The sequence below is a fragment of the Amycolatopsis keratiniphila genome (genome assembly GCF_000400635.2).
In the GTDB taxonomy this organism is placed as follows: domain Bacteria; phylum Actinomycetota; class Actinomycetes; order Mycobacteriales; family Pseudonocardiaceae; genus Amycolatopsis; species Amycolatopsis keratiniphila.
Genome location: NC_021252.1, coordinates 6,562,382 through 6,580,712, shown reverse-complemented (window position 1 = coordinate 6,580,712; position 18,331 = coordinate 6,562,382). Strand labels below are relative to the sequence as shown.

At 69.5% G+C, this 18,331-nt stretch carries 16 protein-coding genes; 9 read left to right on the top strand and 7 right to left on the bottom strand.

Going from position 1 to position 18,331, the window contains the following annotated elements:
• The first annotated feature begins 87 nt into the window (after positions 1-87).
• The 4 genes from AORI_RS70105 to AORI_RS70090 are packed head-to-tail and all read left to right on the top strand — an operon-like array spanning position 88 to position 3,600.
• A complete protein-coding gene (locus tag AORI_RS70105) occupies positions 88-1,194 on the top strand; it encodes a Re/Si-specific NAD(P)(+) transhydrogenase subunit alpha (RefSeq protein WP_016336135.1) in 1,107 nt (368 codons plus the stop codon).
• On the top strand, positions 1,194-1,493 hold the full coding sequence (locus tag AORI_RS70100) for an NAD(P) transhydrogenase subunit alpha part 2 (protein ID WP_016336134.1): 300 nt from the start codon (positions 1,194-1,196) through the stop codon (positions 1,491-1,493). The genes AORI_RS70105 and AORI_RS70100 overlap by 1 nt, the downstream gene beginning before the upstream one ends.
• On the top strand, positions 1,490-2,875 hold the full coding sequence (locus tag AORI_RS70095; protein WP_016336133.1) for an NAD(P)(+) transhydrogenase (Re/Si-specific) subunit beta: 1,386 nt from the start codon (positions 1,490-1,492) through the stop codon (positions 2,873-2,875). Before AORI_RS70100 ends, AORI_RS70095 begins: the two co-directional genes overlap by 4 nt.
• Positions 2,872-3,600, top strand: a complete 729-nt coding sequence (locus AORI_RS70090) for a lipoate--protein ligase family protein (protein WP_016336132.1) — start codon at positions 2,872-2,874, stop codon at positions 3,598-3,600. The genes AORI_RS70095 and AORI_RS70090 overlap by 4 nt, the downstream gene beginning before the upstream one ends.
• Positions 3,601-3,655: 55 nt before the next feature.
• Here the strand turns inward: AORI_RS70090 and AORI_RS70085 are convergent, their stop codons facing one another.
• Entirely contained in the window at positions 3,656-4,360 is a 705-nt protein-coding gene (locus AORI_RS70085; protein ID WP_081809727.1) for an Lsr2 dimerization domain-containing protein, read from the bottom strand.
• 155 nt (positions 4,361-4,515) lie between these two features.
• Here AORI_RS70085 and AORI_RS70080 point away from each other — a divergent pair, with 155 nt between their 5' ends.
• A complete protein-coding gene (locus AORI_RS70080; protein ID WP_016336130.1) occupies positions 4,516-5,889 on the top strand; it encodes a dihydrolipoyl dehydrogenase family protein in 1,374 nt (457 codons plus the stop codon).
• On the opposite strand, the gene AORI_RS70075 is transcribed toward AORI_RS70080, so the two are convergent.
• On the bottom strand, positions 5,886-7,340 hold the full coding sequence (locus AORI_RS70075) for a hypothetical protein (protein WP_043849079.1): 1,455 nt from the start codon (positions 7,338-7,340) through the stop codon (positions 5,886-5,888). The genes AORI_RS70080 and AORI_RS70075 overlap by 4 nt on opposite strands.
• Before the next feature lie 247 nt (positions 7,341-7,587).
• Between AORI_RS70075 and AORI_RS70070 the strand changes: the two genes are divergently transcribed.
• The 4 genes from AORI_RS70070 to AORI_RS70055 all read left to right on the top strand — a co-directional run bounded on the left by AORI_RS70070 (position 7,588) and on the right by AORI_RS70055 (position 12,937).
• Entirely contained in the window at positions 7,588-9,060 is a 1,473-nt protein-coding gene (locus AORI_RS70070; protein ID WP_016336128.1) for a S8 family peptidase, read from the top strand.
• A 311-nt stretch (positions 9,061-9,371) separates the two neighbouring features.
• Positions 9,372-9,875 (top strand): DUF3145 domain-containing protein, encoded by a 504-nt coding sequence (locus tag AORI_RS70065; RefSeq protein ID WP_016336127.1) that lies wholly within the window; start codon positions 9,372-9,374, stop codon positions 9,873-9,875.
• Positions 9,876-9,917: 42 nt separating this feature from the next.
• A complete protein-coding gene (locus AORI_RS70060; RefSeq protein WP_016336126.1) occupies positions 9,918-10,511 on the top strand; it encodes a hypothetical protein in 594 nt (197 codons plus the stop codon).
• A 65-nt stretch (positions 10,512-10,576) separates the two neighbouring features.
• Entirely contained in the window at positions 10,577-12,937 is a 2,361-nt protein-coding gene (locus AORI_RS70055) for a cation-translocating P-type ATPase (protein ID WP_016336125.1), read from the top strand.
• 78 nt (positions 12,938-13,015) lie between these two features.
• Here the strand turns inward: AORI_RS70055 and AORI_RS70050 are convergent, their stop codons facing one another.
• The 5 genes from AORI_RS70050 to AORI_RS70030 form a co-directional block, all read right to left on the bottom strand.
• Positions 13,016-14,266 (bottom strand): beta-ketoacyl-[acyl-carrier-protein] synthase family protein, encoded by a 1,251-nt coding sequence (locus AORI_RS70050; protein ID WP_016336124.1) that lies wholly within the window; start codon positions 14,264-14,266, stop codon positions 13,016-13,018.
• Positions 14,267-14,306: 40 nt separating this feature from the next.
• A complete protein-coding gene (locus AORI_RS70045; RefSeq protein ID WP_004559006.1) occupies positions 14,307-14,552 on the bottom strand; it encodes an acyl carrier protein in 246 nt (81 codons plus the stop codon).
• A 68-nt stretch (positions 14,553-14,620) separates the two neighbouring features.
• A complete protein-coding gene (locus AORI_RS70040) occupies positions 14,621-15,604 on the bottom strand; it encodes a beta-ketoacyl-ACP synthase III (protein ID WP_016336123.1) in 984 nt (327 codons plus the stop codon).
• Positions 15,601-16,527, bottom strand: coding sequence for an ACP S-malonyltransferase (locus AORI_RS70035; RefSeq protein WP_267283963.1), 927 nt, complete (start codon positions 16,525-16,527; stop codon positions 15,601-15,603). Before AORI_RS70035 ends, AORI_RS70040 begins: the two co-directional genes overlap by 4 nt.
• Before the next feature lie 405 nt (positions 16,528-16,932).
• Positions 16,933-18,147 carry a PucR family transcriptional regulator gene (locus tag AORI_RS70030; RefSeq protein WP_016336121.1) on the bottom strand — a complete coding sequence of 405 codons (1,215 nt, stop codon included), beginning with the start codon at positions 18,145-18,147 and terminating at the stop codon, positions 16,933-16,935.
• Positions 18,148-18,331: the final 184 nt, after the last annotated feature.

Here is an 18,331-nt window from a genome sequence, read left to right as displayed (position 1 = left end):
TCCGGATACGTTCAGCCAGGAAAGTTGTCGGCCGGGCGTGGTAAGAAGTGCGGGTTCGTGTGGTCCTCTCCAGCGAGGAGGTCGCCTGTGGCGGCAGAGAACGAGCAGCTCACGGTCGGCGTGGTCCGGGAAACCGGACAAGGTGAACGTCGCATCGCGCTGGTACCGAAACTCATCGAGCGCGTCTCCGGACGCGGGCTGCGGGTGGTGGTCGAGCCCGGCGCGGGCGCCGGCGCGCTGCTCGCCGACGAGACCTTCGAGCAGGCGGGCGCGGTGATCGGCGATCCGTGGGATGCCGACATTGTGGTGAAGGTGGCGCCTCCGAGCGCGGCCGAAGTCGCGAAGCTCAAACAGGGCACCATCCTCATCGGCTTCCTGAATCCGAGGGGTGATCCCGACGGGATCGCCGCGCTCGAAGCGGCGGGCGTCCGCGCCTTCGCCGTCGAGGCGATCCCGCGGATCTCCCGCGCGCAGGCGATGGACGCGTTGTCGTCGCAGAGCAGTGTCGCGGGCTATCGCGCCGTCCTCCTCGCCGCGGAGAAGCTCACCCGGTTCTTCCCGATGCTCACCACCGCCGCCGGAACCGTGCCACCGGCCAAGGTGCTCGTACTCGGCGCCGGTGTCGCGGGGTTGCAGGCCTTGGCGACGGCGAAACGGCTCGGCGCGCAGACCACCGGATACGACGTCCGGCCCGAGGTGGGCGAGCAGGTGAAGTCGCTCGGCGCGAAATTCCTCGACCTCGGCATCGAGGCGGTCGGCGAAGGCGGGTACGCCCGCGAGCTGACCGACGAGGAAAAGGCCGAGCAGCAACGCAGGCTCACCGAGGCGATCACGAAGTTCGACGCCGTGATCACCACCGCGCTCGTCCCCGGCCGCAAGGCGCCGGTCCTCGTCACCGCCGACGCGGTGAAGGGGATGCCCGCCGGCGGGGTCGTGGTCGACCTCGCGGGTGAGTCCGGCGGCAACTGCGAGCTGACGAAGCCGGGCGAGGAGGTCGTCGAGCACGACGTCACCATCTGCTCGCCGCTCAACCTCGCCGCGGAGATGCCCGCGCATTCCAGCGAGCTCTACGCGCGCAACGTCACCGAGTTGCTGGAACTGCTCGTCGACAAAGAAGGCAAGCTCGCGCTCGACTTCTCCGACGAGATCGTCGCCGGGGCCTGCGTCGCCGGAAAAGAAGAAGGAGGCGAGTGATGCTCGTAGGCAGCCTGGCGATCCTCGTACTCGCCGGATTCGTGGGTTTCACCGTCATTTCGAAGGTGCCCAACACCCTCCACACCCCGCTGATGTCGGGGACCAACGCCATCCACGGCATCGTCCTGCTCGGCGGGCTGATCGTGCTCGGCCTCGGGGTGGACGGCGTGCTGAACAAGGTCCTGCTGGTGATCGCGATCGCCTTCGGCACGATCAACGTGGTCGGCGGCTTCCTCGTCACCGACCGGATGCTCTCGATGTTCAAGGCGAAGAAGCCGGAAGACGGTGGTGACAAGTGACGACCTTCATCGCCGTCCTCTACATCATTTCCTTCGCACTGTTCATCTACGGCCTCATGGGCCTGACCGGTCCGCGCACCGCGGTGCGCGGCAACTGGATCGCCGCCGTCGGCATGGGCATCGCCGTGATCGCGACGCTGCTGACGCCGGGCATGGGCAACTGGCTGCTCATCGCGCTCGGCGTGGCGATCGGTGTCGTCGTCGGCGTGCCGTCCGCGCGCAAGGTGAAGATGACCGCGATGCCGCAGATGGTGGCGCTGTTCAACGGCGTCGGCGGCGGGGCGGTCGCGCTCATCGCGTGGGTCGAGTTCCGCACCACCGAGGGCTACGCGCACGAGCCGGCGTACGTCGCGATCGCGTCGTTGTTCGCCGCGATCGTCGGGTCGGTGTCCTTCTGGGGCTCGAACATCGCGTTCGGGAAACTGCAGGAACTCATCTCCGGCCGCCCGATCACCCTGGGCAAACTGCAGCAGCCGGTGAACGCGCTGGTGCTGATCGCCGCGATCGTGCTCGCGGTCGTCATCGCGAGCGGCGGCGACGCCGAACTGCTGATGATCGGCCTGCTGGTCGCGGCGGGCATCCTCGGCGTGGTGGTCGTGCTGCCGATCGGCGGCGCGGACATGCCGGTCGTCATCTCGTTGCTCAACGCGCTCACCGGTTTGTCGGCCGCGGCCATGGGTCTCGCACTCGACAACACCGCGCTGATCGTGGCGGGCATGATCGTCGGCGCCTCGGGTTCCATCCTGACGAACCTGATGGCGAAGGCGATGAACCGGTCGATCCCGGCCATCGTCGCCGGCGGGTTCGGCGGCGGCACGGCGGTCGCGAGCGGCGGATCCGGCGAGGCCCGGCCGGTCCGCAGCACGAGCGCGTCCGACACCGCGATCCAGATGGCGTACGCCAACAAGGTCGTGGTGGTGCCCGGGTACGGCATGGCCGTGGCGCAGGCGCAGCACGTCGTCCGCGAGATGGCGAAGTTGCTGGAGGCCAAGGGGATCACGGTCGCGTACGCCATCCACCCGGTGGCGGGCCGGATGCCGGGGCATATGAACGTGCTCCTCGCCGAGGCCGACGTCCCGTACGAGCAGCTCAAGGAAATGGACGAGATCAACTCCGAGTTCGCCCAGACCGACGTCGCGCTGGTGATCGGCGCGAACGACGTCACGAACCCGGCCGCGGAGACCGATCCGGGCTCGCCCATCTACGGGATGCCGATCCTCAAGGTGAACCACAGCCGGTCGGTGATCGTGCTCAAACGCGGGATGAGCTCGGGCTTCGCCGGCATCGACAACGAGCTCTTCTACGATGCGAAGACAAGCATGCTCTTCGGCGACGCCAAATCGTCGGTGGGCGAGATCGTGGAGGAACTCAAAGCACTGTGATCGGTCTCTCGGAAGTCGTCGCCTCGTTCGACGACCCGGCCGACAACCTCGCGTTCGACGAAGCCCTGCTGCGCGCCGCACCGGAGGCGCCGGTCCTGTGGATCTGGCGCAACACCGACTGTGTGGTCGTGGGGCGGGGGCAGAAGATCGAACGCGAGGTCAAGGCCGACGTCTGCGCGAGCGACGGCGTCCCGGTGCTGCGCCGGGCCAGCGGTGGCGGCACCGTGTTCCACGATCCCGGCAATCTCAACATCACGCTCGTCCTGCCGGGGCCGTCGGACAGACCGCTCGAAGCGCTCGGGGAACTGATGACCGCGACGGTGGCCGAACTCGGGCTGCCGTCGCGGCTCGGTGATCGAGGTCTGTTCGTCGGTGACGCGAAGCTGTGCGGTTTCGCCGTGTTCCGGACGAGAACGGGCTTGCTCGCGCATTCCACCCTGCTCGTTTCGACCGCCGCCGAACGGGTCGGCCGCTACCTCACCGCGGCACCCGCGGATCCCCGTCCGCTCGACTCCCATCGGAGCCGGGTCGCGTCGCTCGCCGAGCATGGCCTGCGTAAAGGTGTTGCCGACGTCACGGCCGCCGTCCGCGTGGCGGCGGCCGCGCAACTGGGTGAACTCGCCACCCGGAAGCCCGCGGACAAGGAGCTGGAGTGGCACCGCTCGCTCCAGCACACGCGGTACCACTACCCGGAATGGCATGCCGAGGGCGCTCAGCGTAAATGATCCTGAAAACGAAAAGGCCCTTTCGCGAATATCGCGAAAGGGCCTTTTCGATGCATTACTTTTCGGTGGCCGAGAAAGTGACCGCGGGCACCTTGCGAGTGGCGCGCGTGGTCTTCTTCGGCTCGGCGGCCTTCTTCGCCGGAGCCTTTGCCGCGGCCTTCGGCGCCGCCTTGGTGGCGGTCGTCTTCGCGGCGGCTGCCTTCGGAGCGGCCTTCGTGGCCGTCGTCTTGGTGGTGGCCTTCGCTGCCGTCTTGGCCGGGGTCTTCGCCGCAGCCGCGGCCTTCGCGCGACCGGCCGGAGCCTTGGCCGCCGTGGTCTTCGCCGCCGCGCCGCGGGTGGTCTTCGCCTTGGCCGCGGTGGCTTTCGCCGTGGTCTTGGCGGGGGCCTTGGCCTCCGACTTGGGAGCGGCGGCCTTCTTGGCGGCGGCGGGCTTGCGGCCGGCGACACCCTTGGCGGCGGGCTTGCGGCCCGGCTTCGCGGCCGTCTTCGCTTCGGCCTTCGCCGCGGTGGCCGCGGTCTTCGGGCTCGACTTCGACACCCGCGCGCCCTTGGGGCGCTGCACGACCCGCGGCCGCAGTTTGCGTCCGCCGATCCGGCGGCCGTTCTCCACGTAGGCACGCAGGATTTCCCGGAGTGCGGTGGCGTTGTCGGCCGAAAGGTCGATGTCGTAAGCGATTCCGTCCAAACCGAAAGCGACCGTTTCCTCGGCCGCCTCGCCGGTCAGATCGTCCAGCAAATGCACAGCAGTGTTCCTGGCCATGAAAAAACCTCCCGCGCTCGATCGTTCTACTGCGTAACCGGCACGGTGAAACCTGACCCGCGGCTATGACTCACGCAGCGACACGAGGATAGCGGCAGGTTGCGCGAAGCTGCGCGGTGGTGTGCGCTGAATGCATGTCAGCACAGACTTTTGACGTGATCGTGATCGGAGGCGGCCCCGTCGGCGAGGTCGCCGCCGAACGGGCGGCACGAGGCGGCCTTCAGGTCGCGCTCGTCGAACACGAACGCTTCGGCGGCGAATGTTCTTACTGGGCCTGCATTCCGAGCAAGGCGCTGCTGCGGCCGGGCAACCTCCTCGCCGCCGCCAAACGGGTCCCCGGTGTCCCGGTGGGCGACAAGATCGACCCGGCCGAGGTGTTCGCGCGCCGGGACTGGTTCACCGGCAAGGGAGACGACACCGGACAGGTCAAGTGGGCAGAGGGAGCCGGGATCGTCCCGATCCGCGGGCACGGCCGGATCACCGGTGAGCGGAAGGTCACGGTCGACGGGGGTGACGAGCTGACCGCCCGGCACGCCGTGATCATCGCCACGGGCAGTGTCCCGCGGACGCCGTCGATCCCCGGGCTGGACACGATTTCCCCGTGGGGATCGCGTGAGGCGACCTCGGCGGAAGTGGTCCCGCGCCGCCTCGGCGTACTCGGCGGCGGCGTCGTCGGAGTCGAAATGGCGCAGGCCTTCGCCACGCTCGGCGCCGAAGTCCACTTGATCATCTCGGGCGAGCGGCCCTTGCCGCGGCTGCCGGAATTCGCGGGCGACGCTGTCATCGCGGGGCTCCGCGAAGCCGGCGTCACCGTGCACACCGGCTCCGGACTCGACTCCGTGTCCGCTGTGGACGGTGGTAAGGAACTGGCGCTGAAGGGTGGCGACCGGTTGGTCGTCGACGAACTGCTCGTCGCCACCGGCCGCCGCCCGGCGACCGACGGACTCGGCGTGGAGACGGTGGGGCTCGAAGCGGGCGCGCCGCTCACGACCGACGACAACGGCCGTGTGTCCGCTGTGGACGGTGACTGGCTGTTCGCCGTCGGGGACGTCACCGGCCGCGCGCCGCTGACCCATCAGGGCAAGTACGCGGCCAGGGCCACGGGTGACTCGGTGGCCGCGCAGGCGGCGGGCAAACCCGTCGACTCCGCCGCGTGGAGCGCGCACAGCGCCACCGCCGATCACCACGCCATCCCGCAGGTCGTGTTCACCGATCCGGAGGTCGCTTCGGTCGGGCTCGCCGGACCCGAGGAGGGCAAACCGCATCGCGTCGTCGACATCGACATCGCGGTGGCCGGTTCGTCGCTGCACGCGGACGGTTACGCGGGCAAGGCACGCATCGTCGTCGACACCGAACGCGACGTCCTGGTCGGCGCGACCTTCGTCGGGCAGGACGTGGCCGAGCTCCTGCATTCGGCGACGATCGCGATCGTCGGCGAGGTCCCGCTGCCGAGGCTGTGGCACGCGGTCCCGTCGTTCCCCACGATCAGCGAGGTGTGGTTGCGCCTGCTGGAGGCGTACGGGCTCTAGCCGTTGACGGGTAGTTCGAGCGCGGCCTTCGCGCCGCGGACGAGGCCGGGATCGTCCGGAGTGGACGGTCCCGGCAGCCATACGACCTGGATCAACCGGACCGACTTCCCGTCCAGGCTGCTCTGATAGGCGGCGCCTTCGAACACGGGCACTTCGCCCTGCCACTGGTTGGTCTCGGTGGCGAGATCGAGGATGCCGCCACCGCCGGGGTTGTCGGCGATGGCCTTGAACGCGCTCGCCTGCGCGGCGTTGGGGAATTCCACGACGGCGATCGTCACCGCCGCGGCCCGGCCGTCGATGGAACTGGCGAAGCTGGCCCGTTTCACCGCCGAGCAACTCGTCTGCTGGAGGCTCGACTGGACGTCGCCGTACGCGTGGGACGCGCATTTCTGGTCCGCGGCCGACGCCCGCGAGGTGAACTGGATGTTCTCCACCGCGCTGCTGCTCGGCGGCGGGGGACTGGTCGCCGCGGTCGGCGGCGGGGGAGTCTGCGTGGACGCGGTGTCGTCACCGCCGGAAGCCACGCTGATGGCCGCCACCAGCAACACGATGAGCAAGCCGATCGCGGCGACCGGAAGCCACTTCACCGTCTTGGACTGTCGCGAAGGCTTCGGGGCGGCCTCGGCGGGCGAGGGAGCGGCGGCCGCGGCCGGCGGCGGGGTCTGCCGGACCGGGGGAGCGGGCTTCGCGGGAGCGGCCTGCTGAACGGGCGGAGCGGGCTTGGCGGGAGCAACGGGCAGCACGGGCGGTTTCGCCGGTCTCTTCGCCTTCCCCGGATGCTGGACCGGAACCGTCGGCGCGATCGCGACGAGCGGGTTCTCGCGGATCACCGTCGGCTCGTCGTCGGAGAAAGCGCTGAACCCTTCGCCCAGCAACATCTCCTCGGGCATCGGCGGCGCGTCCGGGGCGAGCGCGGCGATCAGGTCCCGCGCCTGCTGGACCGAGCGGGGGCGGGGCGCGGTGGCGAGGGAGACCGTCGCGGCGAGCATCGTCGTCGCCGTCGGATAGAGGACGCGGACCGAACCGGCGAGATCCGCTGCGGGCTGGTCGACCGTCTCCACGTAGGGGCCGACGGCGATGATTGTGCCGATCGGCCCGGCGCCGGGGGCGACGTCCGCGATCTTGTGCGTGCACGCGGCGGACAGCGAGAGCGCGTCCGTGGCCGGGTTGATCGAGGTGTCGCCGTGGACCAGCGGCCAGCCGTCGGCCTTCCACGGTCCGCCGAGCGGGGCTTCGAGTTTCAGTGCCGGGTCCGGCAGGTCGACACCGATGACGATGAGGACACCCTTCGGCATGACCACGACGGCTTCGACGGGCCGTCCCTCGACGGGGCTGGCGCCGATCAGGGCGACCCCGCCGACGACGTTGCTGCCCCGGCCGAGTGAAGCCAGCGCGGCGCGGACGTCCTCGGCCACCCGGGACGGCTGTTGAGCGAGGCGAACGAGTCGCACCGAACCCCTCCCCATCTCGTCGGTCTCGGTGCACAAACTAGCGCCTCCATCCGTCCATCCATGCCCCCGCCACCACCCTCAAAGGTGGCGCTCCGCGCCGCTGTACCGATTCAAGGGGAGACACGTCCCAGGTAGGCGCCGTGACGTTGCTCCGAAAAGTTGTAATGCACGTGAGCACCGTCACCCGTCCGGGTGGTACTCGTTGGTAGGTGACAGTTCCTTGCCCCCTGTCACCAGGAGAAACGCAATGGCCGTATCCCGACCCTGGCGTCGACGTGCCGCACTCGTCGTCGCCCTGCTCGCCGTCCCGGCCGCGGGGATGGTCCCCGCGCAGGCCGCGGGACCGTCGGCACCCGTCGCCCCCGGACTCGCCCGCCTCCTTTCGGCCGTCACCGGCACCGCGGGGGTGACCGCGCTCGTGCACGCCGACGACGTCGCCACCGCCGAACGCGCCGCCCGCTCGGCCGGGCTCACGAAGATCACCTCGTTCGGGAAAATCGGCGTCGTCGCCGTCCGGGGCACCGCCGACCAGGTGCGCGCGGTGCGCGAGGCCGCCGGGGTCACCTACGTCGAAGGCAACGAGAAGCTCAAGGCGCATGGCAGCGCCGGCACCACGGCGACGCGGAGCCTCCAGACGCAGGCGCAGCTCAAGGACGCCGGTGGCGCTCCCGTGGACGGCAGGGGCGTCTCCGTCGCGATCATCGACACCGGGGTCGACCCGACGCATCCGGCCTTCAAAGGCGCCGACGGCAAGACACGGGTGGTACGCAACCTCAAGAGCCTCTGTCTCGACGGCACGGCGACGAACTGCATCGTCGACGTCCCCACCTCCGTCGACACCGACACCCTGTCCCTGGGCGGCCACGGCACGCACGTCACCGGTATCGCCGCCGGCAACCGGCTGACGCTGACCGACGGCACCAAGGTCGGCGGCTCGGCGCCGGGCTCGAAGATCGTCTCGGTCTCGACCGGGGCCGCGCTGCTCGTCCTCGGCACGGACGCGGCGCTGAACTGGGTGCTGGAGAACCACAAGGCGCCCTGCGGCGCGGGTGTCGCGGCGTCGGTGTGCCCGCCGATCAAGGTGACCAACAACTCCTACGGTCCCAGCGGCGGTGGCGCCTTCGACCCGAACTCGGCGACGGTGAAGCTGCAGCGCGCGCTCGCCGCGGAAGGCGTCGTCACGGTGTGGGCGAACGGGAACGACGGCGGCGACGGTTCGGCGAACCTCTCCAACCCGCCGGGGCAGGACCAGACACCGGGCGTGCTTTCGGTGGCGTCGTTCAACGATCAGGGGACCGAAACCCGTGACGGCACGGTCTCCGACTTCTCGTCGCGTGGTCTCAAGAGCAGCCAGTCGAGCTGGCCCGACGTTTCCGCGCCGGGGGAGAACATCCTGTCGTCGTGCCGGCCGACACAGCCGATCTGCACGCAGGGCCTCCAGCCGAAGAACGGCCCTGGGCTCCTGGATCTCGCCACCTACAACGTGATCAGCGGGACCTCGATGGCGGCGCCGCAGATCACCGGGATCGTCGCGCAGCTGTTCCAGGTCGCGCCGAACGCGAGCCCCGCCGAAATCGAGGCCGCGATCAAGGGCACCGCGTACAAGTTCGCCGACGGCTCGCCGTACGTGGCGGCCGGGCCGTACACGTCGAGCTTCGACAAGGGCACCGGTCTCGTCGACACCTTCGCCGCGGCGAAGTCCCTCGGCGCCCAGGGCTGAGCCAAGTCCGTGAAGGCCTCCTTCCCTACCCTCAAAGTAGGGAAGGAGGCCTTCACGGCGTGGGGGCACAATGCCGTCCCCGGGTTAACCCGCGTGAAGGGATCTTTTCTTCGGCTCAGCCGAAAGAAGGGGGCCTTCGCAGGAGTCCCGCGTCCCAATCAGGTGCGACTTGTGGTGTTCATGTGGCCAAACAGCACAGATGGGGTGCACAATGTGCTCACGCGTACCGGGAGGCGGCACGAGCCACCTGGCCAGCGCAGCTCGCGAGGTCGTAGGGGAAGACGCCCCTCGTCGAGTAGCGGAGGTCAGCAGTGAGCACCCGTGGCAACACCCGTGGCGTGGTGTACGTCCACTCGTCGCCGTCTGCGGTGTGTCCGCACGTCGAGTGGGCCATTTCGGGCACCCTGGGTGCCCGAGTCGAGTTGAAGTGGACGGCGCAGCCCGCCAGTCCAGGACAGCTCCGCGCCGAATGTGGTTGGCGTGCGCCTTCGGGCACCGGCGGAAAGCTGGCGTCCGCGCTCAAGGCGTGGCCGATGATCCGGTTCGAAGTCACCGAAGAGCCCAGTGCGGGGGTCGACGGCGAGAGGTTCTGTTTCGCTCCGGGCCTCGGCCTGTGGCACGGCAGGACCAGTGCCAACGGCGACATCGTCGTGGGCGAGGACCAGTTGCGCGCCCTGGTGAGCAAGGTCCGCTCCGGCGAATCGCTGGCGCACAAGCTCGACGAGCTCCTCGCCGCCAATTGGGACGAAGCGCTCGAACCGTACCGGCACGCCGGTGACGGCGCCCCGGTCACCTGGCTGCACCAGGTCGGGTAGACGCCGGTGATGACGGAAGAGGCGGGCGGCTAACCTTTCAGGGTGACCGCCCAGCCTCGCCCCCTGTCTCGCCAGCGGTGGCTGATCCCCGTCATCGTGGTCGTGATCTCCCTGACCGTCGGCGTGGGGTTGCTGGCACGCGATCTCTACACGCGCCCGGAGGCCGAGCCCACCGAGCCGGTCGTCAGCGAGTCGCCGACTTCGGTCGCCCCGGAGCAACAGCCCGGTTCCCCGGTCGTCGAGGTGACCCCCGACGTCTTCGCGCATCCGCAGTACCAGAGCGTCCGGCAGGTGCTGCAGGGGTATTTCGACTCCATCAACGAGCGTGACTATCCGAAGTGGACATCGGTGGTCAGCCGTGACCGGGCCAAGACCAAGACCTCGGCGGAGTGGAAGAAGGATTTCCAGTCCACTCGGGACGGCAGCATCCTCGTCTATCGCATCGAGCCGGGCGCGCCGGGCACGTTGCGGGTGCTCGTCGCCTTCACCAGCACGCAGGACGTCGAAGACGCGCCGGTGTACCTGCCGGAGGCGTGCATCCGCTGGCGGCTGGTGCTGCCGCTGCGGCTGGAGAGCGGGTCGTGGCGCGTCGACACGACCGACGGCGGCACCAACCCCGAACACGAAAGATGCTGAAGTAAGGGGCGACATGGTCCCCGAGGCTGACGCGGGTATGGGCCGGGCGGAATAGAGTCGCGGGCATGGCAATAGATCAGCCGGCCCTGCTGACCGACGCCTCGAGGGGGCTCACCAGCGAAGAGGTCGCCCAGCGGGTGGCCGCGGGCCAGACCAACACGGTCTCGACGAAGACCAGCCGGACCACCGGCGAGATCATCCGTGCGAACGTCTTCACCCGGATCAACGCGATCTACGGCGTGCTGTTCGTGCTCATCCTGTCGACGGGCTACTTCATCGACGGCCTGTTCGGCGGGCTGATCATCGTCAACAGCGCGGTCGGCATCATCCAGGAGCTCCGGGCGAAACGGACCCTGGAACGGCTCGCGATCGTAGGGCAGGCGAAGCCCACCGTGCGCCGCGACGGGCAGAGCACCGAGATCGCCCCGGAGGACGTCGTGCTCGGCGACCTCGTCGAACTGGGGCCCGGCGACAAGATCGTCGTCGACGGCCCGGCGCTGACGGCCGACGCGCTGGAGGTCGACGAGTCGCTGCTGACCGGTGAATCCGATCCCGTGGTCAAGCAGCCGGGGGACAAGGTGCTCTCCGGTAGCTTCGTCGTCGCCGGCAGCGGCACGTACCGCGCGGACATCATCGGCGACGAGTCCTACGCGGCGAAGCTGGCCGCGGAGGCCAGCAAGTTCACCCTGGTGAAGTCGGAGCTGCGCCAAGGCATCGACAAGATCCTCAAGTTCATCACGTACCTGCTCATCCCGGCGGGCGCGCTGACCATCTACAACCAGCTCGCGGGCGATCAGGCGTGGCCGGACGCGTTGCGCGGCATGGTCGCGGCGCTCGTGCCGATGGTGCCCGAGGGCCTGGTGCTGATGACCAGTGTCGCGCTGGCGGTCGGCGTCATCCGGCTGGGCAAGCGCCAGTGCCTGGTGCAGGAACTCCCGGCCATCGAAGGCCTCGCCCGGGTCGACGTGGTGTGCGCGGACAAGACCGGCACGCTCACCGAGAACGCGATGCGGCTTTCCGAGGTCCGGGAGATCACGCCGGGCCATCCGGTGGACGAGGCGCTGGCCGCGCTCGCCGCCGCCGATCCCCGCCCGAACGCGAGCCTCCAGGCGATCGCGGAGGCGTACCGGACCGATCCGGGCTGGCGGGTGACCACGACGATGCCGTTCTCCTCGGCGCGCAAATGGAGCGGTGCCTCGTTCGGCGGCGACGGCGACTGGGTGCTCGGCGCGGCAGACGTCCTGCTGCCCGAGGGCGAGCACCGGGCGGAGGCCGAGAAGATCGGCTCGCGCGGCCTGCGTGTCCTGTTGCTGGGCCGTGCCGAACGGGCCGTCGACGCGGACGAAGGCCCCGGCGACATCGAGCCGGTCGCGCTCGTGGTGCTGGAGCAGAAGGTTCGCCCCGACGCGAAGGACACTTTGGACTTCTTCGCGCACCAGGACGTCGCGGTCAAGGTCATCTCCGGTGACAACGCCATCTCGGTGGGCGCCGTCGCGGGCACCCTGGACCTGCCGGGCGCGGACAAGCCCATCGACGCGCGGAAGCTGCCGGAGGACGCCGAAAAGCTGGCCGACACCGTGGAGGATCGCGCTGTCTTCGGCCGCGTGACGCCGCTGCAGAAACGCGCGATGGTCGGTGCGCTTCAGTCGAAGGGGCACACCGTCGCGATGACCGGCGACGGCGTGAACGACGTCCTCGCGCTGAAGGACGCGGACATCGGCGTCGCGATGGGCGCCGGCAGCCCGGCCACCCGTGCGGTCGCGCAGATCGTGCTGCTGGACGACAAGTTCGCCACCCTGCCGCACGTCGTCGCCGAGGGGCGGCGGGTGATCGGCAACATCGAGCGCGTCTCGAACCTGTTCCTCACCAAGACGGTCTACTCCGTACTGCTGGCGCTGATGGTCGGCATCGCGCAGGTGCCGTTCCCGTTCCTGCCGCGGCACATCACGATCACCGCGTGGTTCACGATCGGCCTGCCCGCCTTCGTGCTCTCGCTGGCGCCGAACAACGAACGCGCCCGCACCGGTTTCGTCGGCCGGGTGATGCGGATGGCCGTCCCGGCCGGGCTGGTCATCGCCACCGCGACGTTCGTGAGCTATCTGCTGGTGTACAAGGGATCCGGCCAGTCCGAACTGGACAAGATCCAGGCGGGGACGACGGCGCTGATCACCCTCATCACGATCGCCCTGTGGGTGCTCGGGATCGTCGCGCGGCCGTACCGGTGGTGGAAGATCCTGCTGATCGGCGGGATGGTCGTGCTGACTCTCGCGCTGTTCCTGATCCCGTTCACGCAGAAGTTCTTCGCGCTGGATCCGAGCGTGAGCGCGTACACGCTGTCGGCCTTCGCCTGTGCCGGGGTGGGGATCGTGCTGGTGGAGATCGCCTGGTGGGCCGGGCGGCATCTGGTCAAGCGCCAGGAGGCTTGACCGTCACGCGGGCCCGAAATACGTGAAGGCCCCCTTCACCGCGCTAGACGCAGTGAAGGGGGCCTTCACGTACCGAAATCAGGCCGCCGGGGTGAACAACAGTGCCGTGTTGTGCCCGCCGAAGCCGAACGAGTTGCTGATCGCCGCGCCCAGCTCCACCTTGCGAGCCTCACCGGAGACGACGTCGAGCTGCACCTTCGGGTCCAGGTCCTCGAGGTTCAGCGTCGCCGGGATGAGCCCGTGGTAAATCGCCAGGATCGTGGCGATGCCCTCGACCGCGCCCGCACCGCCGACCAGGTGGCCGAGCGCGCCCTTGGGAGCGGTCACCACGACGTGCTCGCCGATGGCGTTGCGGATCGCCGCGGCCTCGCCGACGTCGCCGACGACCGTCGAGGTCGCGTGCGCGTTGACGTGGCCGACGTCGGACGGGGAGACCCCGGCCATCGTCATCGCCTGCCGCATGGCGGCGATCTGGCCGACGCCCTCCGGGTGGTTGCCCGTGATGTGGTAGGCGTCCGAGGTGATCCCGTACCCGCTCAGCTGCGCGTAGATCCGCGCGTTGCGGGCCTTGGCCCGGTCCGCCCGCTCCAGGATCACGACGCCGGAGCCCTCGCCGAGGACGAAACCGTCACGGTTCACGTCGAACGGCCTGGACGCCTTGGTCGGGTCGTCGTTGCGGGTGGAGACCGTCCGCGCCTGGGCGAAACCGGCGAGGGTGATCGGGTGGATGCACGATTCGGCACCACCGGCGATCACGACGTCGGCCCGGCCCGAGCGGATCATCTCGTAGCCGGCGGCGATACCTTCCGCTCCCGACGCGCAGGCCGACGCGGGCGAGTGCACACCGGCACGCGCCTTCAGGTCGATCCCGACGTGCGCGGCGGGGCCGTTCGGCATCAGCATCGGCACGGTCAGCGGGGAGACCTTGCGGAGTCCCTGCTTGTGCAGAAGGTCGTTCTGGGAGATCAGGGTGACCGGACCGCCGACACCGGTACCGATGGTCACCCCGAGGCGCTCGGGTTCCACATCCTGATGCTCGTCGGTCGGCTGCTCGAAGCCCGCGTCCGCCCAAGCCTGGCGGGCGGCGATCAGCGCCACCTGCTCACAGCGGTCCAGCCGCCGGGCCTGAACCCGCGGCAGGACTTCGGACGGGTCGACGGCGAGCATGGCGCCGATCTTCACCGGCAGTTCGAGTTCGTCGACCCAGTCGGCTTCGATGCGGCGGATCCCGCTCGCCCCGGCGAGCAGGCCGTCCCACGTGGACGCGACGTCCCCGCCGAGCGGCGTGGTCGCGCCCATCCCGGTGATCACGACGTCGTTGTTGCTCATTGGAGTCTCCCCAAGGTCGGCGCCAATCAAGAAGTCGGACTTACTTGGAGTTGGCCGACACGTAGTTCACCGCGTCGCCAACGGTCTTCAGGTTCGCCAGCTCGTCGTCCGGGATCTTGACACCGAACTTGTCCTCGGCCTGGACAGCGATCTCCACCATGGACAGCGAGTCGATGTCGAGGTCGTCCACGAAGGACTTCTCGGCGGTCACGTCGTCCTGCGCCACACCGGCGACCTCTTCGACGATCTCGGCGAGGCCGGCGAGGATCTCTGCGTTGTCTGCCACTGGTTGTTCCCTTCTCGGTGATGCTTTCGGCTGCCCTGCGGACACGGTGCCCGCAGGGGAAGTATTCATCACGGGCAGACGAAGGCCTGGCCCGCGTAGGAGAGTCCGGCCCCGAAGCCCACGGCGAGCACGACGTCGCCCGTCTTGACGGTGCCTGCCTTGCGCATGTGGTCCAGCGCCAGTGGAATCGACGCGGACGAGGTGTTGCCGGAGTACTTGATGTCGTCGGCCACGACCATTTCCTCGCGGGCGCCCTTGGCACGCAGCTTCTTGGCGATGGCTTCGACGATGCGCAGGTTGGCCTGGTGCGGGATCAGGACGTCCACATCGGACGGTTCGAGCCCGGCCAGTTCCAGCGCCTGCATGGCGATCGGCGCGATCTGCGTGGTCGCCCAGCGGAAGACCGACTGGCCCTCCTGGTAGATCCACTTGTCGTCGCGCATGTAGATCAGGTCGACGTGCTCGCCCGCGCTGCCCCAGGCGACCGGGCCGATCTGCGGGGTGTCGGCCGCGCCGACCACCGCCGCACCGGCGCCGTCGGCGAAGATGATCGCGTTCGCGCGGTCGACCGGGTCGACGTGGTCGGTGAGCTTCTCGGCGCCGATGACGAGCGCCTTCTTCGCGCTGCCCGCCCGGATGAGATCCGAAGCGACGCCGATGCCGTAACAGAATCCGGCGCACGCGGCGTTGAGGTCGAACGCGGCCGGGTGCGTGATGCCGATCCGGTCGGCCACCTGCGCGGCGGCGTTCGGGATCTGGGTGGGCATCGTGCAGTTGGGCAGGATGACCGTGTCCACTTCGGACGGATCCACACCGGCGTCGGCCAGCGCGGCGGTGCCCGCCTTGACCGCCATGTCGACCAGCGACTCGTCCTTCTCGGCGAACCGGCGCTCGACGATGCCGACCCGCTCGCGGATCCACTGGTCGTTGGTGTCCATGATCTTCGAGAGATCGTCGTTGGTCACGATCTTCTCGGGCTGGAAGCTCCCGACACCGAGGATGCGGGTCCCGGCGGCGCCCGGCGCCTGCCGCAAAGTGGATCGGTCGGTCACGAAGCGTCCTCCTGCCCCTGAAGCTTCGCCAGCTCGGCCGGCGTCTTCAGAGCGATCGTGGTGGTCACGGTTCCCTTGAGCTGCCGCTTGACCAGCCCGGTCAGCGTGCCCGCCGGCGGGAGTTCGAGTGTCGAGGTGACACCCGCGGTGACCAGGCCGTCCATGGTCAGATCCCAGCGAACCGGGCTCGTGACCTGCTTGACCAGCCGGTCGAGGTACTCGGCCCCGCTGGTGACGATCTGGCCGTCGGCGTTCGACAGCAGCGGACGCGTCGGGTCCGCCGGGGTGATCTTCGCAGCGTGGGCGGCCAGCGCTTCACGCGCGGGTGCCATGTAGGAGGTGTGGAACGCGCCGGCGACCTTGAGCGCGCGAACCTTGGTGCCCTCCAGCGGCTCGGCCACGATCTTCTCGATCGCGTCGGCGGCGCCGGAGGCGACGATCTGGCCGGCGCCGTTGCGGTTCGCCGCGGCGAGGCCGTGGCCCTCGAGCCACGCGACGACCTGCTCCGGCTCGCCGAGCATGACCGCGGCCATGCTCGTGGGCTCCAGCGCGCACGCCTTCGCCATCTCGGCGCCGCGGACGGCGGCCAGGGCGACGGCGTCTTCGGGGCTCAGCACCCCGGCGATGGCGGCGGCGGCGAGCTCGCCGACGGAGTGACCGGCGACCGGCGCGTCCGCGGCGACCGGGGCCTCACGCTGAAGGTGCTCGAACGCCAGCAGTGACAGCGCCACGATCAGCGGCTGGGTGATCGCGGTGTCCTGGATCTCTTCGGCGTCCGCTTCGGTGCCGAGGCGCACGAGGTCGAGACCGGCCCGCTCGGACCAGGCTTCGACGCGCGCGCGGGCGCCGTCGAGCTCGAGCCAAGGGGTGAGCATGCCTGGGGCTTGGGAACCCTGACCGGGGGCGAGGACTGCAACTGTCACCCCACTAGAGAACACTCTCGGCCACCATGGTCGTGATGCCGACGCTCACCAAGTCCGGCCGACGTAATTGTCGGAACCCTCCAAAAGCGCCTTCCTGATCTCCGCGCTTAACCCAAAAGCCTTGTCGGGTTCAACCAGCTTTCCCTATGAAGTCCGTCACTGCGCAGAGTTACCAACCGGTTTACCGCTCGGGTCGCGTGGGTCGTGAGTGGCGATTCGGGTTCTAACCCGAATCGCCACTCACGACCCACGCGAGCCGGTTCTCACGCGACCGGCCGGACGGCACGCTCGCGGCCGGGGTCCCACCGTGTGCCGTCCGTCCAGTCACGTGTGCCGTCCACTCGGTCACGTGTGTCGTCCCTCCGGTCACGCCGCCCGACCGCAGGTACCTGAGACACGCTTTGCTCACCAGAGCCCGCGGGCACGGGCCAGCCGCCCGACCGTCAGCGCCACCTTCAGCACCCAGGCGTCACGCGATTCGGCGGCGTGGCGGCCGGTCAGTTCGGCGGCCTTCCGCAGCCGGTACCGGACGGTGTTCGGATGCACGAACAGCGTCCGCGCGCAGGTCTCCAGGACTCCGCCGCTGTCGAGGTAGGTCTCCACCGTCCGCAGCAAGGCCGGGCCCGCTTCTTCGAGCGGTCGCGCGATCTGCTCCACGAGCAGGCGTTCGGCCTCGGGGTCGCCGGACAACGCGCGTTCCGGCAGCAGGTCGATAGATCTCGCGGGCCGGGGCGCACCGGGCCAGCCGACGACGGCCCGCAGGCCGGAGAGTGCTTCGGTCGCGCTGTGGTGCGCTTCGGCGAGGGTGGGCACCGTCGGGCCGGCGACGACCGGGCCGTCGGCGAAGGCGACCGACAGCTTGGCGAGGATCTCGCGGTCCTTGACGCTGCCGTCGGTGGGACCGGCGACCACCACGACCAGCCGGGATCCCTGCACCGAAAGCAGCACGGGGCGCCCGACCCTGGCGGCGCGGCTGCGGACCTCGAACACGACGGCGGGCGGATCATCCGATGTCGGAGTGCCGACCACCGCGGTGGCGGGAGCGGCCGGATCCCACCCAAGCGCGGCGGCGCGAGAGAGCACCGCTTCCTCGGCGTCGCCGCGGACGATGCCGTCGACGACCAGCGCCTCCAGCCGCGCGTCCCAGGCGCCGCGGGCCTCGGCGGCGGCCGCGTAGGAGTTGGCGGCGGCGAACGCGATCTCCCTGCCGTAGCGCAGGATCCCCTCGATCAGCGCGGCGCGCTCGGCCTCGTTCGCGGCGAATTCCGGCAGCTGCTCCTCGAACACCTCGATCGCCAGCCGCACCATGCCGACCGCCTGCCGCAGGCTCACCCAGCGGGAGAGTTCGGCGGGTGCTTCGCGGAACGCCTCGGTGGTGAGGGAGAGCGCCTCCTTGGCGTCGCGGAGCCAGTCGACGAAACCGGCGGCACCCGCCTGGGTGATCAGCAGAACGCTCGCGCGCTGGTCGGCGGGAAGGCGGGCGAACCAGGTCAGCCGCTCTTCCATCACCGCCACGCTCGCGCTCGCGAGCCGGCCGGAGGCGTGCTCGAGCCGCCGGAGGGTCTTGGCGGACAGCCCGTGGTGCTTGGGCACACGCCGTCCGGAAGTCGCATCAGCCATGGTCAGCCGATCCTAGTCCGGTGGGCAAAGGTGGCCCTCATCCTGCGGCCACTCGCCCATGGAGTCCGAAGTGGACGGTAATTGGCGGCGAAATTGCGAAAGGTCTCGGCATAAAACTCGAGGCCGCCCGGCGCTCGCGTTTTTCGCTGCGCCGGACGGCCTCGTCTCCCCGGTCCCCACCGGT